This is a genomic window from Lactiplantibacillus dongliensis (assembly GCF_005405105.1).
In the GTDB taxonomy this organism is placed as follows: Bacteria; Bacillota; Bacilli; order Lactobacillales; family Lactobacillaceae; genus Lactiplantibacillus; species Lactiplantibacillus dongliensis.
The window spans coordinates 115,837-142,140 of sequence record NZ_BJDK01000004.1 but is presented as its reverse complement, the minus strand read 5'-3'; the positions used below and the strand labels follow the sequence as shown (position 1 = coordinate 142,140).

The window sequence follows — 26,304 nt, the reverse complement described above, 5'->3', positions numbered from 1 at the left end:
TTAAACTCCTAACCCCAATAATGGGAGAACAAATTTTAGCAGCGTACCAGTTAATAGGCCGGTAAACGGATCGACAATGGCCGTCACAACTAAGGTGATGCCAGCGACAGTACTGAGTGGCCCATGCATTGCGGCGGTCGCATTTTCAGGGAAGATGACAACGGCACCCAGAATTAGTAAAAAGCCGGCAATTGAGGTACTCGGGACGTATTGGCCGACTTTAGGTAACCAGCCGAGTAAGAGGATAATTGCCATGATGACCATCATCAAAATCCCAGCGATGACCGGCTCTGGCGCACTGGCGGTAGCGGAAATAATCGTTTCGACTGGCGCTCCGCCTAACAAGCTGGTGCCAAAGTCAGCGAGGGCTTGGGTACTGGTTAAAAGGTTTAGGTTAACCGGATTGGGCTTAAGGCCAGTCATTTGACCGGTGATCAAGCCGTAAGAAATGTTGGCACCGATATTCAGACAGGCCAAGCTGAGGGCACCACGCAAGATTTTGAGATTGAATTGCGGTTTGACGAGTTGTAACTTTCGCGCGGTAACGTGGGCAGGCAATTGTTCATGGTAATGTTCAACCAAGACCGCGTATAGACTAGTACCAATCACGGAAATGGCAATGGTCCAAACGAGGTCCTTAGTCAAAATGTAGGTGATAATGGCGAGGCCGATTGAAAGCCAGCCGCAATGGCGGTTCTGCTTGGTCATTTGTAAAGCCAGCTTAGCCAGCATAATGCCAACCCCAGCCATCATACCACCCATAATCTGTGAACCTAACAGGCTAACGATCTTGCTCAATGTGCCGGTCAGGCCAATCACCAGCATGATACTGGCGCCAAATAAAATAATCGACGACCGTTCGCGGAGATTGTGACCTAAATGGCCGGTCAAAGCTAATGATTCAGCTTGAAACGAAATTGGCGCGACGGAACCAGTCATGCCGTTCACAATTGCGGCTAATCCAAACGAAAAGCTAGTTGGAAAAACGGCGAAGCCTAACGCCATGGCCATGATACCTTGGGGGATGCCGTTTAAGACAACTCCCACTGCTGCAAGTAAATCTGCTATCCAATGCACTATTTTCACCCCATCATTCGTGATAATGCTAATATACAACTAATGGAATGATTTTAAAAGCAAAAATAGTAATAAAACACGAACTAATAAATTTACGAACAATCTAATGTTAAGAAATTGATGCGCTAGCGATTGGAAAAGGGTGTTAAATGACGTAAACGTTCAGTGTTAGTTACGGTTGCCAGCTGCCGGTTGGATCCTAAAATGCTGGAGCACCATGGGGTATTTTGAAGACTCCCAAAAGTAGTCTACGAAACTGCTTTAGTCTAAGTCGGAATTGGCTCAGTGGTGTCGTTTTTGTCCTTAGATAAAGCCCGGCTGATGAGCCAATTCTGGACCAACCAGAGTGGCAAAGAACATCTAATTAGCATCCAACGTGACGCAAATTATCGGGTTTAGCGAAACAGCTATCGAAATAGTTGAAATGAGGTGGTTGGTAACAAGGCAGGCAGTTTGCATGGTGAGTTATAAGGTTGAAACGACAAAAAAAGCTTTAACAAACACCGTTGTAACGGTCTTTATCAAAGCTTTTTAAGTTCCCAAAATTTATCAGTATCGCCCGCACGGGGATCGAACCCGTAACTCCGCCTTGAGAGGGCGACGTCTTAACCAATTTGACCAGCGGGCAAATTCAAATACCATCTTACCGAAAGATTGGACGCTTGTCAATCGTTCATTTAGAATGTAACCGGATAACTGTAATCACACAGAGGGCGATAAATAGGAGTAAACAATAGGCGACACTACACCAAAAGACAAAGGTCAGTAGCTGTGGGAGCAAAAAAGTCCGCATGACGGCCAGGCCAACTGCGGTGACGGCCCAGACGATTAATTGTTGCCGCAAGTGGTTGAACCACCGGGTTAATTCATTTTGAGTCATGATCAGTCACTTCCTCATAAGTTTAGTTTGACGGTCTTAGCAACAAAATTCAAGTAATTTTCTGGTAATCCTTGACATGATTTAATCTTAAAGTTAAGATTGAATAGTTGTTTATTGGGTATTCGCCAAATTGGTAAGGCAGCGGACTCTGAATCCGTAATTTACTGGTTCGAGCCCAGTATACCCAATCAGTTAAAAAGATCACTGATCAATCATTGCTTGCGATGGTTGATCAGTGATTTTTTATTGGCTAAAAATTAGAAATCGATAACCCGTGCACATTGGTTGAAGTCGGTCATACTAGCACCTACATGAAGCTTGGCGGTTGCCACGTTTTCAATTCAGGTCAATCTGAACAGCAGTTAACTGTGTTTGAGATAGCGCTGGTCAGCTTTTAGTTATTGACTAAATTAACTAGTGCAATCGCTATCAATTAAATGAACTTAGTGGCATGATAGACTGTGTATAGCAGTTTACTTAAAATATGATTGAAGGGTTTTCTAATGAAAGATACTGAAAAAATTAGTCTTTTAAGTCGGTTAGTGGCGATGAATACGGTCAACCGTAATGAGATTGAACCAGCTAAGTATTTGAAGCAACTCTTTGATGACGCTGGGATTAAGTGTGAGGTCTTGCCAGTTGGTGAAGACCGGGCCAACTTGATTGCTGAAATTGACAGTGGCTCACCAATTTTAGCCATTTCAGGTCACTTTGATGTTGTGGCCGCGGATGCCAAGGAATGGGCGACTGATCCGTTTACGCTAACGGAAAAGGATGGCCAATTGTTTGGGCGCGGCGCTAATGATATGAAGAGCGGGTTGGCTGCGTTGACGATTGCCATGCTGGAATTAAAAGCGCAACAAGTGCCTATTAACGGAACGATTCGGTTAATGGTAACCTTTGGCGAAGAAGTCGGTGAATTGGGCGCCAAGATGCTCTATGATGCTGGTTATATGCAAGGCGTCAACGCGCTAATGATTGCAGAACCATCCGGCTATCGGATCTGTTATGGTCAAGCTGGGACGATCGATATTGACTTGGAATCCATCGGGAAGAATGCCCATAGTTCGATGCCAGCTCTCGGTAGTAACGCGGTCGATCATTTGATTCGAGTGCTGTATACGATTAAAGCCAAAGTTATGGCGCGGGCAGCGGGCCTGCATAATGCTGTCTTAAATACGGACACGTTATTCAACATTGATGTATTCAATGGTGGCGAGCAAGTTAATACGATTCCAAATCATGCTTTGGCTAAAATTAATTTACGGACGATTCCAGAAGTCAGCAACGCTGAAATTCTACAGATTTTCCATGACGTCATTGATGCGGATGCGGCCAAGTACGGTAGTCAGATCAACATGCACGTTGAGATGGACTTAAATCCGGTCGTTGGTGATCCGCAGTCTAAGATGTTGCAACTGATTCAACGCGTGGCGAAACCTTACTTATTGAATGCTAAATTCTCTGCTAGCGATCAGCAGCAAAATCAAATTGTGACGAAGATGCTTGGTCGGGAATTACCAGCGGGCACGATTCCCGCTTTGGGCGCACCGGGCGGGACTGACGCACGGCGGTTATTGGTTGATCAACCATTAGGCTTTGACTACACCGTCTTTGGTCCAGGTAACTTTACCTCACATCAACCGAATGAATACGTCTCTAAGTCCATGTACTTAGACTTTATCAAAATGTATGAAGAATTATTCCCAGCCTACTTCAATGAAGCCTAAAGTTTAAGAAAATATTGACTTTATTAGAGATTAACTAACCCGATTAAGAAACCCTTATCCAGCTAGGCAAGGTGGCTGAAGCTTGCTATGATTAAAATCATCATATTTAATCATTACTTGCAGGGGGAATACAAGCATGAAAAAATTATTAATCGGGTTGTTAGTTCTGATTGGAATCGGGACGGGGGCATTATTCGGCTCAAGCGCCTTAACTAAAAATAGCGGTTCGGAATTATCGATGGCATTAGACAACGTGAATCCGCTCGTTAAAACCACGACGGTCTATGGTTTGACCAATGCTGCGGTTAAGCACGGTAAGGGGCAGATGGGCGAAGATGTCTATACGTATCGAATGCAAACTTACGATGCAAAAGGCCAGGCCCGCACCTTAACGTTTACTGCCGATAAGCGGTTGAAGTTGAAACATTATTTAAAAATTGAAACTAAAGGGCAAAACGTTGAGAATTGGGAAGGGGTCGCACAAGCAGTCGTCCCAACCAGCGTGGTCCAGTTGTTAGTAAAAGCTTAACGTAAACGGGCGTCACCGGAAATTATCTGGTGACGCCCGTTTTGTTGTTAATATGTTAATGATTAATAATGATATCGCTAGCTTTAACTTCTTTACCGAAGTAAGGTGCGAGCTGTTGTTGATAGTCGGTCTTGAAGAAGCCGGCTTTAGTTAATTTAGTGATTTCTTGATTAGTCCAGTTCAACAGTGACGTGTTGCCTTTCTTAACGGCTGGCGAAATATATTGCTTAGGACCGATACCTTTAATGCCAACGGTGTATTTCGGGTTATTTTTAACCCAGGCATACAGGTAAGAATTATCATCAGCTAAAGCGACGCCGCGTTTGTTCTTTAGCGCGTTAAATTGTTGCGTTTTAGAATCGAACTTTAGTAAGTTGGCGCTGGTTTGTTGCGAGGTAAAGTAGTTTTCAGCGGTGGTGCCTTTCGTTACGATTAAGTTCTGCCCTTTGAGCTGGCTGACCTTAGTAATTTTGGCATCTTTTGGCGAAACGACCCCAACGGAAACTTTCATGTAAGCTTTTGCAAAGGCCACCACTTGTTTGCGTTCACTAGTAACGGTAAAGTTGGCCAAGACAATATCAACTTTATTGGCATTCAGGGCGTCCACGCGGTTGTTGGCATTAACCTGAACGAACTTAATTTTAACGCCTAAATCCTTAGCGACCCGCCGTGCGAGGGTCACATCGTAGCCGACGCGTTGCCCGGACTTGTTGACCCAGCCATAAGGTGGCAAGTCGCCGAAGACTGCGACACGCAAGGTCCCACGTTTTTTGATCTTAGCGACACTATTTTGGTTGGTAGTGTGACTGGAGCTGGCTTTACTACTACCACAACCAGCCAATGCACCAATTAATATGGCCAGTACCCCAACGGTTGTTAATAAGCGTTTCAATCCTAATTTTCTCATCTGCAAATTCCTCCTAAAGTTAATTAAAAATCCATACTAGCTAAAAAGTTCTGAGCCCGTTCGGTTTGCGGTTGTTCAAAGAATTGTGTTCCCGGGGTCTGTTCAAGAATCTGGCCGTCTGCTAAAAAGAGCACTTGATCAGAAATTTGTTTTGCAAAGTCCATCTCGTGGGTGACGACGAGCATGGTCATCGCGTGACTAGCAGCCAATTGGCGAATAATATTGAGCACATCGCGGACCATTTCAGGATCGAGGGACGCGGTGACTTCATCAAAGAGCATTAATTTTGGCTTTAAGGCGAGCGCCCGGACAATGGCGATTCGTTGTTTTTGACCGCCGGAGAGTTGCCGTGGGTAAGCGTCAGCGTAGTCGGCCATCCCAACCTTTTTAAGTAATTGTTGGATTTCTGGTAAAACGGCTGCCCGGGGACGTTTTTGAACTTTTAGCGGACCTAATAAAATATTTTCCAACACATTACGATTAGGGAAGAGGTCGTAACTCTGAAAAACCATCCCGATTTGTTGGCGGAGTTGTTGCCACTGCTTAGGCTTTTGGGTGACTGCCTGACCGTCAAAGGTAATGGCGCCTTGTTGGTAAGCTTCTAAGCCATTTAAGCAGCGTAACAGGGTGCTTTTACCAGAGCCAGATGGTCCTAGTAGTGTCAGGACTTCGCCAGTATTTAATTCGAAGTTCACATCGTGTAAAATATGGGCCTTTTGATAATATTTTTCTAAATGGCTGACATGTAATAAGGGCGTGCTCATCAGTGATTAGCCTCCAATCGGCGTTTATTCAAGTGTTTATCCCAGCGTGATAGTGGGTAGTTGATGATGAAATAAAACATGAAAATGATTCCGTAGATCCAAAAGACCCCATTGGGCGCGGTCTTGTTATTAGCCTCAATGATCTGCTGGCCGATGTTAATAACATCCATCACGCTGATCAACATTAGCAGGGAGGTCGTCTTCACGACGCGGGTCATTAAGTTGACGGTAGCCGGTAACCCCAGCGGCCAGGCTTGCGGAATTAAAACGTAGCGTTGTAATTGCCAGTAGCTTAGACCAATGGCTTGACCGGCTTCTTTTTGATGTTGAGGCACGGATTCCAGGGCCCCGCGGACGATATCACTCATTTCGGATGCGACCCATAATGCAAAGACGAGGGTCGCCACTGTCTCAGCGGGCAAGTTGACATTAAATTGTTTCGGCAAAATGTAGTAGAACAAGAATAGGAGGACGACCGTTGGCACGATACGGAAAAATTCTAGGTAGAGCCGTAAGATAAAGCGGAGCGGTCGATTGGGGAGTGTCCGTAAGATGCCGAGTAAGATACCAACGATTGTGCCAATCAAAATCGCGATTAACGCAATTTTGACGGTGACCCACAAGCCACCTAGTAGTCGGCTGAAGTTTGAGCCAGCAGTTAAAACATCAATTCCCGAATGCGCCATAACGAACCCGCCTTTCTAAATAAGTCAAAATTATGGATAGTGGAATCAAGATAAGCGCATAGGCCACGACGAGCACTAATAAGTATTCATTCGTGTGGTAGTACATCCCGATTAGATCTAGCGCCGTATTAGTTAATTCAGGAATCGCAATCACGGTGAAGATCGACGTTTCTTTAATTAAGAAGATTATATTGGCGGCTAAAGCTGGCACGCTGAGGGCCAAGCCTTGCGGTAAGACGACATAATGCGCTAACTGCCAACGACTGAGGCCAATCGCTTGGCCGGCTTCCAGTTGTGATGGGCTGATGCCGTCAAAGCCCCCCGTGAAACCGGCCGCCATGTAGCTACCGCCAAGAAAGATTAATCCGACGACACCGCATTGACTGGCGGTTAACCGTAAGCCCAGTTGCGGAAAAGCGTAGTACAGAAAGAATAATTGAATTAACAAGGGTGTATTACGGGCGATTTCGGTATAGATTGTTACTAGCGGATTTAAGAGTGGTAAGTGGAAATATTGGATCAGACTACAGATGATGCCAACCACGATAGCGCCAAGAATACCGAGGGTGGCTAGTTTTAAGGTAATGAAGAACCCCTTTTGAAATAAGGGCAGGCTTTGCTGAATAATGGCCCAACTACTCATGTCGATCGACTCCTTTCGTGGATTTGATTGGGTTTTAATTTGAAATTAATTGCCGCCAACCTCTTGGCTAGCTATGATGTTGACTGAAGGCTTCTCTTGGTTTATTAGTGGGTCAATTTGAGAATAGAGCACGGGCTGGCAATTTTTAACAGCGGTATTAATCAGTAGTGTCAAAAATTGGCAACAAAAAACGCCCGTCCTGTAAGTTATTACAGGGACGAACGTATCGTGGTACCACCCAATTTCGTTAGCTAAAGCTAACCTCAACGGCACAGACTAGCTATGCCAGGGACGGTAACGGGTCCACACGGGGCAGGCGCTTGCACGCACTGACCAAGACTCCGAGCTCATCTTCGGTTAAGGTTCACTGCCACCCTTACACTATCGGTGGTCGCTGTTACAGTTACTAGTTAACGTACTCTTCTCATCAACATCATTAGATTAAAATCAAATTAAAAAGCAAATCGTTATCTAATAAACTAGCATTGACGTTTACAACTGTCAAGCAAGTTTGTGAGATTCGCATTTATTGGTCGCGACGAAATTTGGTTACTATAATAGTAATAAGTAAGTCATTATTTTTTTGAATGAGGCGTGTTTTTCGTTATCGAGTTAGGTTTGTCGTCATTGGTTAGTTGGGGGTCAAAATAGTCGTTAACTTCAATTTGGAAAAGACTAGCATGGTGATCGGCAATATAGTTGTGCATTTTAGGAATCAACCGTTTAGTTAAAATTGCCGGTTAAAATAACCAGGCATGACAGTATTGGAAGACGTTAGGTAACACCAGCCAATTTTGCCCCAACCAGAGTGGCAATTTATCTCTAACCAATATCAAGCACCGGATAATTAATCCAAGTATAAAAAAATTAATGACTTTTAATGAATCTTAAGACATTTTAGCTGTCAAAAGGGGTTGGGTGAGTTACAATAGTTTGCGTGAGTCTTGTAAAGATGGTTGACAAAAGCACCATTTTTAGTTAGATTAGATAGTTGACTGCTTACATCAGAATCAGATTAATGAAGGGGAGCGTGTAGATGCTTAAAATAGCCAAGGGTCGAATCTCATATTGGGCTGTCATTGGGGCAATTTTGTTTATGATTGTCCAAGTGATTGCCACTTTGAATTTGCCCAGTTTGACCTCCAATATTGTGAATAACGGGGTCGCCAAAGGTGATATCAATTATATTTGGAAGATCGGTTTTGAAATGGTCGGTTTTTCACTGTTGTCAGTGGTGGCAGCGTTTGGGAACGTTTTCCTAGCCGCGCGGTCGTCACAAAAGTTAGGGAAGAATTTACGTTCAGATATTTATAAGAAGGTCATCAACTTTTCCAACGATGAATTTGATCAAGTTGAAACCTCTTCATTAATTACCCGGACAACCAACGATGTGGTCCAGATCCAAAACGTAGCAATGATGGCGTTACGGATGATGATCATGGCACCGATTATGTTAGTCGGCGCGAGCTTTTTGGCGTATACCAAAAGTCATGAATTGACTTGGATCTTCGTGGTGGCCATTCCCGTTTTGCTAGTCTTTATTGGGATTATTATGGGGTTTGCTATTCCATTATTCCGAGCGATGCAAACCAAGACTGACCGGATTAACTTAGTTTTCCGGGAAGGCTTAACGGGGGTCCGGGTTATTCGGGCATTCCGGCAAGATAAATTTGAACAAGATCGGTTTGAAGATGCGAACCAAGATTACACCCGCAACGCGATCAACGTTAACACGATCGTGGCGTTTGCCTTTCCAGTGATGACCTTGATCATGAGTGGCACTAACGTTGCGATTGTTTGGTTTGGGGGACAATTGATCAGTAGCCAAGCGATGCAAGTTGGGAATATGATTGCATTTATGACATACGCCATGCAAGTGTTGATGAGCTTTATGTTGCTGGCGATGGTCTTTGCCTTCATTCCACGGGCTGCTGCTTCAGCTTCACGGATTCAAGAAGTTCTGAATATTGAACCTAAGATTGTTGACCCAGAAGCGCCCAAGACGTTGCCCGTTTCGACGGAGCATAGTCTAGAATTTGACCATGTCGACTACCGCTATCAAACGGCGGAACAGTTGGCTTTAAGCGACATTGACTTTAAAGCGCATTCTGGTCAGACGGTGGCGATTATCGGGGGAACTGGTTCCGGTAAAACGACGTTGGTTAACTTGATTCCCCGGTTTTACGATATTGAAAATGGGCACGTGCGCGTGGACGGACAAGACGTTCGTGACGTCAAGACCGCCGATTTACATCAAACCATTTCATTCGTCCCACAAACGGCGACACTCTTTACGGGGACGATTCGCGATAATATGAAGTTCGGGAATGAGCACGCCACGGATGATGAAATCTGGCACGCGCTCGAAATTGCGCGGTCAACTGATTTCGTTAAAGAAGAAGGCGGTCTGGATGCCCACGTTGAACAAGGTGGGGGCAACTTCTCCGGTGGTCAACGGCAACGGCTAGCGATTGCGCGAGCTTTAGTTAAGCACGCTTCAGTCTATGTTTTTGATGATTCGTTCTCAGCTTTGGACTTTAAGACCGATGCTGAATTACGGGGCGAACTACGTCAAGATAAGTTAATCCAACAAAGTGTCGTTGTTATTGTGGCCCAACGGATTGCAACCGTCGCCGATGCCGATTTGATTCTCGTCTTAGATAACGGGAAGTTAGTTGGTAAGGGGACCCACGCTGAACTTAAAGCCAATAATGAAGTCTATCAAGAAATTATGAAGTCACAATTACGAGAGGAGGATCAGCTATAATGAGTGAAAAGAAAGCCACTAGTGCTGATCAACCACGGCCAAGCGGTCCACGGCATGGTCCTGGCAGTCAAGGCTTAGTCTAAAAGCCCAAGAGTTTTTGGAAAACGGCTTGGCGCTTGATGCGTTACATGTCGGATCGTTGGGTTGGCTTAGTTGTCGTGATGGCATTTGCGATTGCCTCCGTTATTTTCCAAATTCGGACGCCTAAGATTTTAGGGAAAGCTACGACTGAAATTTATAAAGGTATCATGAAAGGTATCGCCCAACAAAAAGCGGGCGTTAGCCAATCTGGTTACCCAATTAACTTTGAAAAAATCGGTCAGATCGTTTTAATTGTCATTCTGATGTACGCAGCTTCAGCGTTATTCAGTTTTATGCAACAATTTATTATGACCCGTATCTCACAACGAACGGTTTATAAATTACGGCGTTCGTTTAAAGGCAAGATGCAAAAAGTGCCGATCTCATATTACGATACCCATTCTAACGGGGATATTATGAGTCGGGCCGTTAACGATATGGATAACATCGCTAACACTTTGCAACAAAACTTAACGCAAGCCGTGACAAGTGTCGTCACGTTTGTTGGGACACTCTGGATGATGTTAACGATTAGCTGGAAGTTAACATTGATCGCGTTAATCACGATTCCATTAAGTGTGGTCGTGGTTGGGATTATTGCCCCTAAGTCGCAAAAATTCTTCGGGATTCAACAAAAGAGTCTGGGGTTATTAAACAATCAAGTTGAAGAAAACTATGCGGGTCACGTGGTCATCAAGAGTTTTAATAAGGAACAAGATACGATTGATGATTTCGAAGAACAAAATGATAACTATTATCAATCAGCCTGGAAAGCGCAATTTATTTCTGGGATTATCATGCCGTTGATGATGTTTCTAAACAATATTGGGTATGTGTTTGTCGCGATTATTGGTGGGATTGATGTGGCGCATGGGAACGTGTCTTTAGGGAATATCCAAGCGTTCTTACAATACACCCAACAATTTTCACAACCAATCTCGCAGATGGCCAACTTATTGAATACGATTCAATCGACGGTCGCGTCGGCGGAACGGGTCTTCGAAGTCTTAGACGAAGCAGAAATGACCCAAACACATTCCGACTTACCCGCTAAGACGGATGATCCTAACTTGATTACGTTGGAACATGTCCAATTTGGTTATGATAATAACGATTTATTAATGACTGACTATAATTTGGATGTGAAACAAGGTGAACAAGTGGCCATTGTTGGGCCAACTGGGGCCGGGAAGACAACCATCATTAACTTGTTGGAACGTTTCTATGACGTCAAAGGTGGGTCAATCCGCTTAAATGGGACTGATACGCGGGACTTAAAGCGTGAAGATTTGCGGTCACATTTTGCGATGGTCTTACAAGATACGTGGCTGTTTACCGGGACAATTTTTGACAACTTGAAGTATGGTCGTGAAGACGCCACGGATGATGAAATCTATGCCGCGGCTAAAGCAGCCCATGTGGATAGCTTTGTCCGGAAGTTGCCAGACGGGTATCAAACGGTACTGAACGAAGAAGCCTCCAACATCTCACAAGGGCAACGGCAACTGTTAACAATTGCCCGGGCGTTTGTTGCCGATCCGGAAATCTTGATCTTAGACGAAGCCACAAGCTCCGTTGATACGCGGACCGAAGTGCATATTCAACACGCGATGGAACGGCTCTTAAAGAACCGGACGAGTTTCGTGGTCGCGCATCGGTTATCAACCATTCAAGGCGCGGATAACATTATTGTGATGAACCATGGTTCCGTGGTCGAAACTGGGAATCACGAACAGTTAATGGCGAAAAATGGCTTCTATGCTGATCTGTATAACAGTCAATTTTCTGGCAATATCGAACAAGCCTAAAGGAGGGGTGTCAAGTGTTGAAAAAAACGTACGCAGTCGCCGCTACAGCCGGTCTACTAGCTTTAGTCTTGGCTGGTTGTGGGCAGTCTAAGCTGACGACCACGAAATCAACTTACACCCGCAATGGGTTAGTTGCCGCCGTTAAAGGCCATACCAATGCTAAAACGGTGAGTTACCAAGTCGATGGCGCTCAAGCTAAAAAGCAAAAAGTTCGGGACAAGACGTTTGTTATTCAAGTTCCCGCGAAGACCACCCGTCAAAAGGTGACCTTAACGGCTGGTAATGACAAGACGACGGTCCATGTGAAGGCCGCTAAACGACTGACAACTTATAAGCAATTAGCGAATGGTTACAATCAAGCGTTGATTGGGTCTAAGTTGACGAAAAAACAACGAAAAGCAGCCCAAAAGTTACAAGTCCAAGGTGCGGCTTTAAAGAAGCAACAAGCCAAGCTTCAAGCCACGGTTAAGACGGCTAAAGCGCAAGTTGCTAAGGGCGGTACGGCAGCAATGGCTGGCGCAAAGACCTTGCAAGCCCAACAGGCAGCAGCGGCCCAATTACAAACGCAAGCTGCGAGTCTGCAGGCGAGTCAAAAGTCAGTGGCCGCGGCCATGAAGACGGCTAAGGCTAAGGTCAAAGACGAGTTATTGCCAACTAAGACGCCTAAAGGTGTGACGAATGTCTTAAGCACTAAAGATTATACGATTCGTTTGAATGTGCAAGCGGGTGACGTGATGGGGTCAGCGATGATCGTACCAACCAAGGCCTTTAAGAATAAGACCCGCCAGAAGAAATTCGGCACGGCCTTTGCCTTAATGACCAGTGTGACGGGCGCTAATGCCAAGCAAGTCATGAAGAAATTCAGTAAAGAAACCAAGAGCAACAAGAGCAGTACCACGACTATCGATCCGATTTATTCGAAGGGCGTGAAGTTCTCGGTTGGGGTCTCGGCTTCGGATTTGTATATTTTTATGACCAAGTAAGAGTGTGAAGGGCGGCTGGGAGTTTCTGAGCATTGCCTAGCTAAGTCAATAATGTGGTGGTCTTTCCACATTGTTGACTTAGCGTAGCAAGCACAGGAAACTGCCGCCCGGAACACGTTTCGGCAAATTAGAAAAAAAGCAAAAGAACCGGTCCCCAAAACCAATTCAGGTTAAGGGGACCGGTTCTTTTGCGTAAAAAAATAAGTCGGTCACGCATCCTATTTAAGGAAAAAGGAGTGACTTTTTATAACCGGAATCGTTACTTCCAGTTACTTATTCAAATGACAATTCTAAAAAGTACAACTGTTTACTAGGTAAATGCGCCGTTGAGACCCAAACTTCATGGTAGTTCGGCACTTTCTTTTCAGTATAGTCAAAAAAGAAATCTAACAAATCGCCATTTTTAGCAACAAAGTCTTCTTGGAAGCGATTGACTAACAATTTGTTGTCAGGAAAATAGATTTCGGGGTTGGCGACTTTGATCTGGTCAGGAATCCCCATCCGTACCACGTTGGTGTATTCCGAAGTAAAGGTAATCTCCGCGGGGTGGTGGACGATATAGAACATAACGTTATAAATTGAATCTGAATTACTAGCCACGACGAATCCGTCCTTTGATGTACAGAATTTTAATCTATTATACCAAAAGAAGCGGAAAAGTCGTTAATTGAATTCAAAAGGCCTTGACAAAGTTCTCATAATCTATTAATCTTTTAATTAAATTCCAATTAATCAATTGGGGTAAATTACATATAAAGGAAGTCGAATCATATGGCAGATGTACAATTAGACTGGAATAACTTAGGTTTCAACTATCGGAACCTTCCGTATCGTTACCGTGCGTATTGGAAAGATGGTAAGTGGTATAAAAAAGAATTAACCGGCGATGCGACTTTACATATTAGCGAAGGCTCAACGGCTTTACACTATGGTCAACAAGATTTCGAAGGCTTAAAAGCTTATCGAACCAAGGACGGTAGCGTCCAATTATTCCGGCCAGACCGGAACGCTGCGCGGATGCAAACCAGTTGCGAACGGTTGTTAATGCCACAAGTGCCAACTGACATGTTCGTAGATGCGGTTAAACAAGTTGTTCGGGCTAACCAAGATTACGTACCGCCATATGGGACAGGAGCGACCTTGTACTTACGGCCATTAATGATCGGGGTCGGTGGTAACATCGGGGTTCATCCAGCCAAAGAATATATCTTTACGGTCTTTGCGATGCCAGTCGGCAGTTACTTCAAAGGTGGGATGACGCCAACGAACTTTACCACGTCAAACTATGACCGGGCTGCTCATAAAGGAACCGGGGCTTATAAAGTTGGCGGGAACTATGCGGCTAGTTTATTCCCTGGTCAAGAAGCACACAGTAATGGGTATTCCGACTGTGTCTACCTTGATCCAGTTGATCATAAGAAGATTGAAGAAGTCGGTTCAGCCAACTTCTTTGGGATTACGAAAGACAACAAGTTTGTGACCCCTAAGTCACCATCAATCTTGCCATCAGTAACGAAGTACTCCTTACTTTATTTGGCTGAACATAAATTTGGTATGGCAGTTGAAGAAGGCGATGTTTACATCGATGACTTAGACCGCTTCGCTGAAGCTGGTGCCTGTGGGACGGCGGCTGTTATCTCACCAATCGGCGGTTTGGAACACAATGGCAAGTTACACGTCTTTTACAGTGAAACTGAAGTTGGTCCCGTTACGAAGAAGTTATACGATGAATTAACGGGTATCCAATTCGGTGATCGTGAAGCACCTGAAGGCTGGGTACAAAAGGTTGATTTAGACTAAATTTGAATTTAAGGCACTCGTCATTTTGGCGGGTGTTTTTTTGTTCACGTAAACCTATCGTTCTTGTAAGCTTTGCTAAAAAGGGTAGTCAGCTACTGTAAAGACGCCTACACTGTAAGTTATTAATTGTTGTTGAGTTTCCCGCTCCAGTTGGTCTGGATTGATGCTGGAACGTGGTGGCCACGTTTTTGAGCCAAAGGACGGTCTCAAAAGCCGGGCTTTGACTAAGTCGGAAAATCACCGCCTAAGTCAAACGACACCACTGAGCCAATTCTGGCCCAACCAGAGTGGCAAGTTCAATCTAGATAGTAAAAGAAGTAAAACAGAATGGGTGAAGATACAGTGAGTTTTGAACGAACGAAAGCACAAATTCAACAAATGGTTGACCAAAAAATTATTCCTGGCGCCAGCTATGCCGTGATGCATGGCGACCAAATTGAGACTGCTCAAGTGGGCGTTGCCCAAATCGTACCGACCGTGCAACCGCTATGGCCGCATGCGTTGTATGATCTTGCCTCGGTGACGAAGGTGATTGGCACGACCACGCTAGCGGCGCAACTAATGGCACGTGGTGAGTTGGCCATTAACCGGCCAATCCATGATTATTTACCGGCTTTTGAGAGCCGCCAAGCAACCATTTTAAACTTCATGACTCATACGAGTGGTCTCAGTGGGTATATTCCGAATCGGAATGCCTTACCAGCGGCAGACTTGTTGGCGGCGATTCAAAAGTTGCCGGTCAGTCAAGCCAACTTGAATCATCGGGTGGTGTATACGGATCTAGGCCTGATTTTAACTGGATTAGTGATTGAAAAGTTGGTCGGTGAGCCGATTCAAACGGCGATTACCGACCGGGTTATTAAACCACTGGGATTGCCGGATGCGACGTTTACGCCAGAAAAAGCCCAATGTGTACCCACCGTTTATTCGCCAACGGCCGGGTTGCTTCAGGGTGTGGTGCATGATCCCAAAGCGCGAGTTTTAGGTAAACATTGTGGGTCGGCTGGCTTATTTGCCAGTGTGGAAGATTTAGTGGTGTTTGCGCAGTTTATGCTTGGTCAAACGTCAGTCCCAGCAGTACTAGACGCTGCGACGATCGCTAGTTTGTACCAAGATTGGACCCCGAATCAGCAGTTGCGGCGTAGCTTTGGGTGGAATTTGTGGCATGCAAGTGCGACTCGCCAGCCAATTATTTTCCATACGGGCTATACGGGAACCCTTTATATGTTGGATCGTGAAACCCAATCAGCCTTGGTTTTCTTAGCGAATCGGGTGCATCCGACGGCGCCGAATAACGCGTTTTTACCGGCTCGGCGGCGCTTGATTGCGGCCTGGGTTGCGGATACGGTTACATTTTAAGTCAGACTGGTTTCACAACCGCTTTCATTTATGCTAAACTTTAATTATCAAATCGAATAAATGGAGTGTGCGTGCAATGAGTGAACCTTATTTCTTAAAACCCGTTTTTCACGAAAAAATCTGGGGTGGAACCCGACTAAAGAGTGATTTTGGTTACGAAATTCCTAGTGATCATACTGGTGAATGCTGGGCAATTTCAGCTCATCCTCATGGCCCAGCAACGGTTGAAAATGGGCCTTATGCTGGGATGACCTTGGATAAGGTCTGGGAACAACACCGCGATGTCTTTGGTAATGCCAAAGGCGATGTCTTCCCATTATTGACGAAAATTTTGGATGCTAGCGAAGACTTATCAGTCCAAGTGCATCCGGACGATGCTTACGCCGCTGAACATGAACACGAACTTGGTAAGACGGAATGCTGGTATGTGATTGCGGCGGAACCCGGGGCCACCATGGTTTATGGGCATTATGCTAAGACTCGGGAACAATTAGCCGAATGGATTCACAACGGCGAATGGGATAAGTTGTTCCGGCGGGTCCCAGTTAAACCTGGTGACTTCTTGTACGTGCCATCTGGGACTATTCATGCGGTTGGTAAAGGGATCATGGTCTTAGAAACCCAACAAAGTTCTGATACGACTTATCGGTTGTATGATTGGGATCGCGTTGATAAGACGACTGGTAAGAAGCGTGAATTGCACTTACAACAATCGATCGATACGACGATCGTCCCTCATGAAGATCCTAAGTTAGACATTACGAAGACCCAGGTTGGCGATGCCACGGTTACGAAATACGTGCAATCGCCATTCTTTGGCGTCTGGCAATGGCGGTTAACGGATGGTCAAGCCACTTTCAATCGCGGCAAGGCCCCTTATACATTGGTCTCAGTCTTAGATGGGGCCGGGAGTATTACGGTTGACGGTAAGGATTATCCCTTGAAGAAAGGGGTTCACTTTATCTTGCCATTCGATGTTAAACAATGGACGTTAAAGGGTGATTTACAAATCATTGCTTCCGAACCCGGCGAAAAAGCGTAATTAGTTAAACACCTGAAACTATAATTGAGATTGATATCGGCTAATTGCTGGTATCAATCTTTTTTGCCTAAAAGCTGTGGCTATCAGTTTAACAATAATTACTTCTTTTAAGTCTATAATATTTATTTATAACTTTGAGGGGTTAACTAAAAAATCACGTTCAGCCGTATATCTGGCCGAACGTGATTTTTTAGTTAAGGTTTAATCGTGACATTCTTCGTTAAATCTTCAGTTAATTGATTGAGCGCGCTGAAGTCAGCGTCAGGATATTTACGTTGTAAGGCTAACTTTAAGATGCGCTTGGCGAGGGCTTCATTCCGCGCCAAGATGGGACCATGGAAGTATGAACCAAAGGTATTCTTGTAGATGACGCCTTCGGATTTATCTTGACCGTTATTGCCGTTACCTTGTTCAACAGTCCCCAGTGGGCGTTCGCTCTTGCCGAGGAACGTTGTCCCATTATGGTTTTCAAAGCCGTAGTAAGTCTGACCGGTTTCGGCATTCTTAATCGTGATGTTCCCAATGAATCGGTTATGATCCTGACTAAGGGTGTAGTGATCTAAAGCGCCGATGCCAGGAATTTTTTCACCTTGGGCACCGATATAGTAGTGCCCAAGCATTTGAAAGCCACCACAAATGGCTAAAAACGGGCCGTCATTTTCGATGTAGCTGGTTAAAGCGGCTTTTTTGGTCTGTAAATCTTTTGAGACAATCGTTTGCTCATAATCTTGACCGCCACCGAATAAGACAAAATCATAGTTGTCCGGGTCAAACAGATCATCCAAACTAACCAGTTCGGTGTTGATTTCGGCATCGACCGCCTTGGCATAATAACCCATCGCTAAGATGTTGCCGATATCACCGTAAGTGTTCATTAAGTCGCCGTATAGATGGGCGGCGTTTAACGTGTAAGTTGCCATTAAGCCATCCCTCCATCAATAATGCCTTGACTAGCCAATTGTTTACGCAACTGCAACATTGCGGTGTAAGTTGCGACCACGTAAACTTGCTGCGTTGGTAATTTTTGAATCTCAGCGGTCATGTTGGTTAGATCCGGCACGATCGTTAAGTCGTCAGTAGGAACACCCGCGACTTTCAAACGGAACGTGATGTCACGGTAGCGTTCCCCGCCACTAATATAGGCGGGAACATGCAACTTCGGTAACGCTTCAAAATCGCCGTCCCAGATCCAACTGGTATCAATTCCATCGGCATAGTTCGCATTCAGTAACGCTGCAAACGAGAAGGGCCGGGTGTCGGTGCCAATCATTTGTAAGACTTGATTGAGGCCAACAGGGTTCTTCACCAGAATTAAGGTGACATCTTTGTCGCCCACATGGAAGATTTCTTGGCGCCCAAAGACTTGTTCATCGTTATCGCTCAACGCTTGCGCAATCTGAGCCGGGCGGACATCCATAAAGCGGCCCACCGCATAAGCAGCCAGCGCATTATAAATGTTATATTGGCCACCGATGTTTAGATGCATCGCTTGACCATTGATTTCAAAGTCCGAAGACGTTGGTGTCATGTTAGTTAAGGCATTGAGTTTATAGGTCAATTGAGGCCGTTCAAAGCCACAATTAGGACAGAAATACTTACCCATGTTACTGTACGTGCGGTTACGGTAATGTAAGATGTGCTGACAACGGGGACATAGCAAGCCGTCCGTATTGGCGGGGGCGTGTTCGTCACCGTCAGCTTGGTAATCAAAGCCATAATATAAGATTGGATTTGGTAATTGCTTCGAATTAAATAATGGCAAATCACCATTTGCAATAATCGTCGCGGTGGGTGCTAAGGCAACCCCATCTAAAATCTTTTGATAAGTGGTATAGATTTCGCCATAACGGTCCATCTGATCCCGGAAGATATTCGTGAAGACGAAGGCTTTGGGGGTGATGTATTTCGTGACCATAATGACATTGGCTTCATCGACTTCTAACACGGCCAATGGCTTTTGATGAGCCCGTGGTGCTGTTAAGAACGTCGTGACGATCCCTTGCTTCATGTTTGACCCGCTAGGATTGGTGAGAATGTCTGGGTATTGGGCCTGCAAAACTTTAACAGTTAGCGCCGTTGTTAACGTCTTCCCGTTGGTTCCAGTAATGACGATGACGTCATAATTGCGTGCCAAATGTTTTAAAATTGCTGGATCAAGCTTCAATGCTAATTTTCCGGGTAGCGAACTACCGCCGCCGCGGAAGGTATGCAAGAACCAATAAGCTGACTTACCAGTCCAAGTTGCCAAAAGACTATTGATTGACATCGATACTGCCCCTTACTTTTTAATTAACTGCGTCTGGTGATTGATTGCCACTCTGGTTGGCCCAGAATCGGCTGGAACGTGGTGGCCACGTTTATGAGCCAAAGTGCGGTCTCATAAGCCGGGCTTTATCTAGGTCGGAAAAATCACTGACCAAAATAAACGACACCACTGAGCCAATTCTGGGCCGCCCGGCGTTAATTAACTGGAATTTAGAAACCGTATTGGTTCCAATAGTTTTAGGATCCAACCGGTAGGCGGCAAGTTAACGATCACCAAAAGCAGTCTAAACGCGTTCAAGTACTCCCAAGTATTTTATACTGAACGTGGTTAAAAGAAAAGCGATACTGTTGGGTTTAACTCGGTTTTATGAAATCATTAATCAGTTTTCATAACTGAATGCTGAAATTTGGGCTTAAATCGGCTATAATTAATTAGAAATGTGTAAAAAAGGGGACCGAGGAGCTTGGCACAGTTATTTTTTCGATATGGCGCAATGAATAGTGGTAAGTCGATTGAGATTTTAAAAGTCGCCCATAATTATGAGGAACAACATAAATCAATCATTATTATGACCAGTAGTTTGGATAGCCGCGATGGTGTGGGTGTCGTCAGCAGTCGGATTGGTCTAAAACGGGATGCCGTTACGATTTATGATGACACGAACATTTTAGAGACCGTTAAAAAAATCAATACTGATGCGGCGTGCATCTTAATTGATGAAGCCCAATTTTTAAAGAAACATCATATCTTAGAATTGGCGCACATCGTGGATGACTTGCAGATCCCCGTCATGACGTTTGGGTTAAAGAATGATTTTAAGAATGAATTATTTGAAGGTAGTAAATACCTGTTGTTGTATGCGGATAAGATTGAAGAGATGAAGACGATCTGCTGGTTCTGCCGGAAAAAGGCGATTATGAACTTGCGGTATAACGATGGTCAGCCGGTTTACGAAGGCGACCAAGTTCAAATTGGGGGGAATCAAGCATACTTCCCAGTTTGTCGTCGTCATTACTTCTGTCCGCCGAAATTAACAAAGTGAGGAATTAAACACGTATGGATAAGTTTTTTGATAAATTACAAGCGGTTGCCGACCGGTATGAAGAACTCGGCGAACTGTTGAGCGATCCCGAAGTTATTGCGGATACGCAACGGTTCTTAAAGCTGTCGAAAGAAGAAGCCAGCATTCGCGAAACCGTTGAAAAGTACAAGCAATATAAAGATGTCACTGACCAAATTAAGGAAAATGACGAATTATTGCGTGAAAAGCTCGACGATGAGATGAATGCAATGGTCAAGGACGATTTGAAGAACTTAAACGCCCAAAAAGACCAATTGGAACATGAAATCACCTTATTAATGTTGCCACAAGATCCTAATGATGATAAAAATATCATCATGGAAATCCATGGCGCGGCTGGTGGGGACGAAGCCAGTTTATTTGCCGCTGACTTATTCAACATGTACTCCAAGTATGCGGAACGTCAAGGCTGGAATATTGAAGTCGCTGACCGTAACGAAACCGAAGTCGGGGGCTTTAAAGAAATCGTCTTAATTATTTCCGGGAAAAAAGTTTACTCGAAGCTGAAGTATGAAAGTGGCGCTCACCGAGTTCAACGGGTGCCAGTGACGGAATCTGCTGGCCGGGTGCATACGTCAACAGCGACAGTCGGCATTATGCCTGAAGCCAAGGATGTTGATATCAAGCTTGATCAAAAGGATATCCGGGTCGATGTCTTCCGGTCATCTGGTGCCGGTGGTCAGCATATTAACAAGACTTCTTCCGCGGTTCGAATGACCCACTTGCCAACTGGAATCGTGGTCTCAATGCAAGATCAACGGTCACAACAACAAAACCGGGCCAAGGCGATGGAAATCTTACGCGCACGGGTCTATGACTATTATCAATCACGGGAACAAAACCAATACGATGCTGAACGGAAGTCCGCGGTTGGGACTGGGGATCGTTCCGAACGGATTCGGACGTATAACTTCCCACAAAACCGGGTGACTGATCATCGAATCGGCTTAACTTTGAATAAGTTAGACCGGGTTATGAACGGTGAATTAGATGAAATCATCGACGCGTTGATTTTAGCCGATCAAACTAAGAAAATCGAGCGCTTAGCCAATGACTAAGTTGCCGGAGCAGCCAACTTACTTTGAAGCCCAGCGATGGGCTTCTTTTTGTCTAACAACAGCTAACCAACCCGCTGATGCTGCCCGTTTTTTGTTATTAGGGTTGACGAAATTAGATCAAACGCAGTTATTGGTTCATTATCGTGAGCCGTTACCGCGCGCTATTTGGGAAAGGTACCAAGCGGCGATTCAACGGGTAGTCGCTGGTGAGCCGGCTCAGTATGTTTTAGGACGAGCCCCGTTTTATGGCCTTGACTTGCACGTTGATCCGGCCGTCTTGATTCCACGGGTCGAAACTGAAGAACTAGTTGATTGGATCTTAACTGATTATGCCGAGCCAGCCTTAACCGTCTTAGATATCGGGACCGGTTCTGGAGCCATTGCCTTAGCCTTGCAAACGGCCCGACCAGCGTGGCAACTGACTGCCAGTGATATCTCAGCGGCCGCGCTACAGGTGGCTAAACAGAACGCCCAGGAGTTACAGTTGCCCGTGACATTTTACCAAAGCGATTTGTTCGCCGGATTACCGGCGACGTCGTATGATGTGATTGTCAGCAATCCACCTTATATTGCCACGAGTGAAACGGCCGTCATGGATGCTAACGTTTTAGATTATGAGCCGAAACAAGCGTTGTTTGCCGACCACCAAGGCTTAGCTATCTATGAGCAGTTAGCTCAAACCGTGGCAGCCCATTTAGCGCCACAGGGCCGGTTGTATTTGGAATTTGGGTATCAGCAAGGTCCAACAGTTAAACGGCTATTTGAACAAGCGTTACCAACTGCTGAAGTGACCTTGCGTCAGGATATGGCGGGGCACGATCGGATGTTACGCGTGGCCTTACCATAATTGTTAAAAAAGAAGGATTGAGATTAATATGGAAACTAAAGTTTTTAAACCAAGTGCTGTTGATCAGGCCGCTGCTCTGATTGCGGCCGGTCAATTAGTAGCTTTTCCGACCGAAACGGTCTACGGCTTAGGGGCCGATGCCACAAACGTCGCGGCTGTTAAGCAAGTCTATCAAGCCAAGGGTCGTCCGAGTGATAATCCGTTGATTGTCCACGTTGCCGATGTCGCAACGGTGGAACGATTTGCCAAGCCATTGTCGATTAATGCCAAACGGTTGATTAAAGCTTTCTGGCCAGGGCCATTAACCATGATTTTTAATTTGAAGCCCGATGCCTTGGCGCCTGAAGTTACCGGGGGCTTAACGACTGCGGCCTTTCGTAATCCCGCGAATGCTGCGACGATTGCGCTGATTAAAGCGGCTAAAACGCCGATTGTCGGGCCGTCAGCGAATACGTCTGGCAAGCCGAGTCCAACGACCGCGCAACATGTCTTACATGATTTAGACGGCAAGATTGCGGGGATTCTAGATGATGGGGCCACCAAGGTTGGGGTTGAATCCACTGTTTTAGACTTATCTGGTGACCAACCGGCGATCTTGCGGCCGGGGGCAGTAACGGCGGAAGCAATTGAAGCCGTCATTGACGAACCGGTCTTAACTGAGCAGCATCATGTTGGTGCCACAGAAGTTCCCAAGGCCCCTGGCATGAAGTACAAACACTATGCGCCAGATGCGCAAGTTTATATCGTCGATCAGGTGACGGATTGGCCAGCAGCTTTGAAATGGGCCGCCCAGCAACAGGTACCGATGGGCGTGATGGCAACCGACGCTGTTTTGAAAGCTAACGAACTACCAGCAAATTGCGAACGATTTTCGTTAGGAAATGACGTTCAATCGGCAAGTCGAGAATTATTTGCCGGACTACGGCACTTCGATACGGAAACTTCAATCAAGGATATTCTAGCTCAAGCCTTTGATAATTACGGACTTGGTGCGGCTTACATGAATCGATTAAATAAATCTGCCGGTCAGACACATTTTAGGGTATAATAATGCCAAGTCGGGAAAACCCGAAAGTTGTCACTTGCGAAATGGAGGAGAATATTCATGAATTACCAAGAACAAGATCCAGCAGTTTGGGCTGCAATTAGTAAGGAACAGGCTCGTCAACAACACAACATTGAGTTAATTGCGTCTGAAAACATCGTCTCAAAAGGCGTCCGGGCGGCTCAAGGCAGTGTCCTCACCAATAAATATTCTGAAGGTTATCCAGGCCATCGGTTTTACGGTGGTAATGAATTTATCGACCAAGTTGAAACCTTAGCTATTGAACGGGCCAAAGAATTATTTGGTGCCGAATATGCCAACGTTCAACCCCATTCCGGTTCACAAGCCAATGCCGCTGCGTATATGGCTTTGATCCAGCCCGGCGATCGGGTTTTAGGAATGTCTCTAGATGCCGGGGGCCATTTAACTCACGGCTCAAGTGTCAACTTTTCAGGTAAACTGTATGATTTTCAAGGATATGGTTTAAATCCCGAAACTGAAGAATTGGATTATGACGCGATTTTGGCGCAAGCCCAAGCTTTCAAGCCGAAGTTAATCGTTGCTGGGGCTTCAGCCTACAGTCGCATTATTGACTTTGCTAAATTCCGTGAGATTGCCGATGCCGTGGGCGCCATGTTAATGGTAGATATGGCTCACATCGCTGGGTTAGTTGCCGCTGGATTGCATCCAAGTCCTGTTCCATATGCGGATGTGGTTACGACAACCACGCATAAAACATTGCGGGGCCCCCGTGGCGGTTTGATTTTGGCTAAGGCTGAATATGGCAAGAAGATCAATTCCGCTGTTTTCCCTGGTAACCAAGGCGGACCTTTAGACCACGTCATTGCGGGTAAGGCTATCGCGTTAGGCGAAGACTTACAACCGGAATTTAAAGTTTATGCGCAACAAATTATCAAGAACGCACAGGCTATGGCCGCTGTCTTTAATGAATCCGACTTAGTACGGGTCATTTCTGGTGGGACCGATAACCATTTGATGACGTTAGATGTGACTAAATCTGGTTTAAATGGGCGTCAAGTCCAAGATTTATTAGATACGGTTTATATCACCGTCAACAAAGAAGCGATTCCTAATGAAACGTTAGGTGCCTTTAAGACCTCTGGGATTCGATTAGGAACGCCGGCAATTACTACGCGTGGGTTTAATGAAGCCGATGCGACCGAAGTTGCCAAATTAATTTTGCAAGCCTTACAAGACCCTGAAAACGCGGGCAATCTCGATGATGTCAAGGCTAAGGCGATGGCCTTAACTGCCAAGCATCCGATCGATGTTGACTAACTAATTCGCGACAGGTCTGGTTTTTTCGCTCCAAGTTAGCTACAATAGAAAGAAATCACTAAGGAGCGTGCAAAGTAACATGGGTAAGTTTGAGGTTTTGAATCATCCGCTCATTCAGCATAAGTTAACCATCATTCGGGAAAAAGAATGTGGCACAAAAGTCTTTCGGGAAATGGTCAATGAAATATCAACTTTGATGGCATACGAAGTATCACGCGATATGCCATTAAAAGATATTGAAATTGAAACCCCAATTACTAAGACCACGCAAAAGACGCTAGCCGGTAAGAAAGTGGCCATTGTGCCAATCTTACGGGCCGGACTTGGCATGGTCGATGGTGTCTTAAACATGATTCCAGCTGCTAAAGTTGGGCATGTGGGGATGTACCGTGACGAAAAGACGCTGAAGCCTGTTGAATATTTTGTCAAATTACCAAGTGACATTTCACAACGGCAATTATTTGTTGTTGATCCAATGTTAGCTACTGGTGGTTCAGCAATTATGGCAATGGACATGTTGAAGAAGCGGGGCGCAAGCAACATTAAGTTCATGTGCTTAGTAGCTGCACCTGAAGGGGTTAAAGCTCTTCAAGAAGCTCACCCAGACATCGACATTTACACGGCCGCATTGGACGACCATTTGAATGAAGATGGCTACATCGTGCCTGGTTTGGGCGATGCTGGCGACCGATTATTCGGGACGAAGTAAAACGTAACGCTAAATTTAAACGCTGGTTAGCAAGTAAGTTGCTAATTGGCGTTTTTTTTTGCGACTTAAGGTCGAGGGCTATTTAATGGATTTACGCATTTAAACCTAATCTTGTGAACAGTTATTTTAAATAGGGTGACGGTTTTAGATGGTGATAGAAACGTAACCTAAAAAGCGTTATTGAGGCTCACTTGCATTTTGGGTTAACTAGCGGCCAATGCAGAGCCACCCGGTTGCACCGCATATTATGGTAGAAAAAGGTTAAAAATGTCGGTGACCGGAGTAAGGCGAGTGATCAGTTAGTGTTGGTATTATTCTTGGGTGGATTACTTATGTCGTGATAATTAATAATGGTTATTGAGACGAACTAAGCTGAAAACTGGTTTGTGGTTATTAAAGTTGGGTTGTTGTTGGGGGTGATGCTGGCTCGATTAGAAATGAGGATTATCAAAGATTGCTACGACTTAGCAAAGTAATGGTGATAGTGCCCTTTTATTTAGCGAGCTGAAACGTGTTCACTCGGGCAGTTGACTCCGCTTGCTACGCCATCACAACCACTCGGAAGGGCACCGAGTAATTGTGATAGCTAGGCAATGCTCATCAACTCCCGCCCTCGTTCACACTCTGTTGAAACGTGCTCGGCCCGACTGCTCCCTGCGCTTGCTACGCCAGTCAACCATACCGGAAAAGCACCGGCATAATTGACTGACTAGGCAATGCTCAGGAGCAACCCGTCGAACCTCACACTCTTGCCGAAACGTGCTCGGCAAAGCTGGGGACTCCGCTTGCTACGATAAGTCAACCACTCGGAAGAACACCGAGTAATTGGCTTATCTAAGCAATGCTCGACCCCAACCCGCTTTACCTCACACTCTGTTGACAAACTCAACTAACACGAGTATTCTAAATTCAACAACCAAACAGTTCCTTTAATTTAGCTCAG

The 26,304-nt window shown here is 45.3% G+C and carries 22 protein-coding genes, 2 tRNA genes and 1 pseudogene; 15 read left to right on the top strand and 10 right to left on the bottom strand.

What is annotated here, in order from left to right; genetic code table 11:
* From FFM80_RS02120 to FFM80_RS02110, 3 genes are all read right to left on the bottom strand, one after another.
* A complete protein-coding gene (locus FFM80_RS02120) occupies positions 1-1,077 on the bottom strand; it encodes an NCS2 family permease (protein ID WP_137639307.1) in 1,077 nt (358 codons plus the stop codon).
* A 555-nt stretch (positions 1,078-1,632) separates the two neighbouring features.
* Positions 1,633-1,705 (bottom strand) — tRNA-Glu (locus tag FFM80_RS02115).
* A gap of 45 nt (positions 1,706-1,750) precedes the next feature.
* Positions 1,751-1,957 carry a hypothetical protein gene (locus FFM80_RS02110; protein WP_137639306.1) on the bottom strand — a complete coding sequence of 69 codons (207 nt, stop codon included), beginning with the start codon at positions 1,955-1,957 and terminating at the stop codon, positions 1,751-1,753.
* A 115-nt stretch (positions 1,958-2,072) separates the two neighbouring features.
* Between FFM80_RS02110 and FFM80_RS02105 the strand changes: the two genes are divergently transcribed.
* From FFM80_RS02105 to FFM80_RS02095, 3 genes are all read left to right on the top strand, one after another.
* Positions 2,073-2,145: transfer RNA gene (locus tag FFM80_RS02105), tRNA-Gln, on the top strand.
* Positions 2,146-2,460: 315 nt separating this feature from the next.
* The gene (locus FFM80_RS02100) at positions 2,461-3,687 is read left to right on the top strand and encodes an ArgE/DapE family deacylase (RefSeq protein ID WP_137639305.1); all 1,227 of its coding nucleotides are present in this window, start codon (positions 2,461-2,463) and stop codon (positions 3,685-3,687) included.
* Positions 3,688-3,823: 136 nt separating this feature from the next.
* Positions 3,824-4,216, top strand: coding sequence for a YxeA family protein (locus FFM80_RS02095; RefSeq protein WP_137639304.1), 393 nt, complete (start codon positions 3,824-3,826; stop codon positions 4,214-4,216).
* Positions 4,217-4,271: 55 nt separating this feature from the next.
* On the opposite strand, the gene FFM80_RS02090 is transcribed toward FFM80_RS02095, so the two are convergent.
* From FFM80_RS02090 to FFM80_RS02075, 4 genes are read right to left on the bottom strand one after another with little or no spacing between them, the layout of a single operon-like run.
* On the bottom strand, positions 4,272-5,123 hold the full coding sequence (locus FFM80_RS02090) for a transporter substrate-binding domain-containing protein (protein ID WP_137639303.1): 852 nt from the start codon (positions 5,121-5,123) through the stop codon (positions 4,272-4,274).
* 23 nt (positions 5,124-5,146) lie between these two features.
* Entirely contained in the window at positions 5,147-5,887 is a 741-nt protein-coding gene (locus FFM80_RS02085) for an amino acid ABC transporter ATP-binding protein (RefSeq protein WP_137639302.1), read from the bottom strand.
* The gene (locus tag FFM80_RS02080; protein ID WP_137639301.1) at positions 5,887-6,573 is read right to left on the bottom strand and encodes an amino acid ABC transporter permease; all 687 of its coding nucleotides are present in this window, start codon (positions 6,571-6,573) and stop codon (positions 5,887-5,889) included. The genes FFM80_RS02085 and FFM80_RS02080 overlap by 1 nt, the downstream gene beginning before the upstream one ends.
* A complete protein-coding gene (locus FFM80_RS02075) occupies positions 6,554-7,216 on the bottom strand; it encodes an amino acid ABC transporter permease (RefSeq protein WP_137639300.1) in 663 nt (220 codons plus the stop codon). The genes FFM80_RS02080 and FFM80_RS02075 overlap by 20 nt, the downstream gene beginning before the upstream one ends.
* A 1,036-nt stretch (positions 7,217-8,252) precedes the next feature.
* Between FFM80_RS02075 and FFM80_RS02070 the strand changes: the two genes are divergently transcribed.
* From FFM80_RS02070 to FFM80_RS02060, 3 genes and pseudogenes are all read left to right on the top strand, one after another.
* Positions 8,253-9,983: an ABC transporter ATP-binding protein gene (locus FFM80_RS02070; RefSeq protein WP_137639299.1), complete on the top strand. Its 1,731-nt coding sequence runs from the start codon at positions 8,253-8,255 to the stop codon at positions 9,981-9,983.
* A pseudogene (locus tag FFM80_RS02065) lies at positions 9,983-11,872 on the top strand (ABC transporter ATP-binding protein). The gene FFM80_RS02070 and the pseudogene FFM80_RS02065 overlap by 1 nt, the downstream one beginning before the upstream one ends.
* 17 nt (positions 11,873-11,889) lie before the next feature.
* Complete coding sequence (locus FFM80_RS02060; protein WP_379852490.1) at positions 11,890-12,855, top strand: hypothetical protein; 966 nt, start codon at positions 11,890-11,892, stop codon at positions 12,853-12,855.
* A gap of 273 nt (positions 12,856-13,128) precedes the next feature.
* Here FFM80_RS02060 and FFM80_RS02055 read toward each other — a convergent pair whose 3' ends face one another.
* Positions 13,129-13,455, bottom strand: coding sequence for a hypothetical protein (locus FFM80_RS02055; RefSeq protein ID WP_137639297.1), 327 nt, complete (start codon positions 13,453-13,455; stop codon positions 13,129-13,131).
* Positions 13,456-13,626: 171 nt separating this feature from the next.
* Between FFM80_RS02055 and FFM80_RS02050 the strand changes: the two genes are divergently transcribed.
* The 3 genes from FFM80_RS02050 to manA all read left to right on the top strand — a co-directional run bounded on the left by FFM80_RS02050 (position 13,627) and on the right by manA (position 17,056).
* Positions 13,627-14,655 (top strand): branched-chain amino acid aminotransferase, encoded by a 1,029-nt coding sequence (locus FFM80_RS02050; RefSeq protein WP_137639296.1) that lies wholly within the window; start codon positions 13,627-13,629, stop codon positions 14,653-14,655.
* A gap of 327 nt (positions 14,656-14,982) precedes the next feature.
* On the top strand, positions 14,983-16,014 hold the full coding sequence (locus FFM80_RS02045) for a serine hydrolase domain-containing protein (protein WP_137639295.1): 1,032 nt from the start codon (positions 14,983-14,985) through the stop codon (positions 16,012-16,014).
* Between the two features lie 76 nt (positions 16,015-16,090).
* Complete coding sequence (gene manA / locus FFM80_RS02040; RefSeq protein WP_137639294.1) at positions 16,091-17,056, top strand: mannose-6-phosphate isomerase, class I; 966 nt, start codon at positions 16,091-16,093, stop codon at positions 17,054-17,056.
* A gap of 194 nt (positions 17,057-17,250) precedes the next feature.
* Here the strand turns inward: manA and FFM80_RS02035 are convergent, their stop codons facing one another.
* Positions 17,251-17,976: a type 1 glutamine amidotransferase gene (locus tag FFM80_RS02035; protein WP_137639293.1), complete on the bottom strand. Its 726-nt coding sequence runs from the start codon at positions 17,974-17,976 to the stop codon at positions 17,251-17,253.
* Positions 17,976-19,322: a Mur ligase family protein gene (locus tag FFM80_RS02030; RefSeq protein WP_137639292.1), complete on the bottom strand. Its 1,347-nt coding sequence runs from the start codon at positions 19,320-19,322 to the stop codon at positions 17,976-17,978. The genes FFM80_RS02035 and FFM80_RS02030 overlap by 1 nt, the downstream gene beginning before the upstream one ends.
* Before the next feature lie 463 nt (positions 19,323-19,785).
* Between FFM80_RS02030 and FFM80_RS02025 the strand changes: the two genes are divergently transcribed.
* From FFM80_RS02025 to upp, 6 genes are all read left to right on the top strand, one after another.
* Positions 19,786-20,364, top strand: a complete 579-nt coding sequence (locus tag FFM80_RS02025; RefSeq protein ID WP_137636337.1) for a thymidine kinase — start codon at positions 19,786-19,788, stop codon at positions 20,362-20,364.
* A 14-nt stretch (positions 20,365-20,378) separates the two neighbouring features.
* Positions 20,379-21,461 (top strand): peptide chain release factor 1, encoded by a 1,083-nt coding sequence (prfA, locus tag FFM80_RS02020; RefSeq protein ID WP_137639291.1) that lies wholly within the window; start codon positions 20,379-20,381, stop codon positions 21,459-21,461.
* On the top strand, positions 21,454-22,308 hold the full coding sequence (gene prmC / locus FFM80_RS02015; RefSeq protein WP_137639290.1) for a peptide chain release factor N(5)-glutamine methyltransferase: 855 nt from the start codon (positions 21,454-21,456) through the stop codon (positions 22,306-22,308). The genes prfA and prmC overlap by 8 nt, the downstream gene beginning before the upstream one ends.
* Positions 22,309-22,336: 28 nt before the next feature.
* A complete protein-coding gene (locus FFM80_RS02010; RefSeq protein ID WP_137639289.1) occupies positions 22,337-23,356 on the top strand; it encodes an L-threonylcarbamoyladenylate synthase in 1,020 nt (339 codons plus the stop codon).
* Positions 23,357-23,413: 57 nt separating this feature from the next.
* Complete coding sequence (gene glyA / locus FFM80_RS02005; protein ID WP_137639288.1) at positions 23,414-24,652, top strand: serine hydroxymethyltransferase; 1,239 nt, start codon at positions 23,414-23,416, stop codon at positions 24,650-24,652.
* Positions 24,653-24,731: 79 nt separating this feature from the next.
* Entirely contained in the window at positions 24,732-25,361 is a 630-nt protein-coding gene (upp, locus tag FFM80_RS02000; RefSeq protein ID WP_137628778.1) for a uracil phosphoribosyltransferase, read from the top strand.
* Positions 25,362-26,304 lie beyond the last annotated feature (943 nt).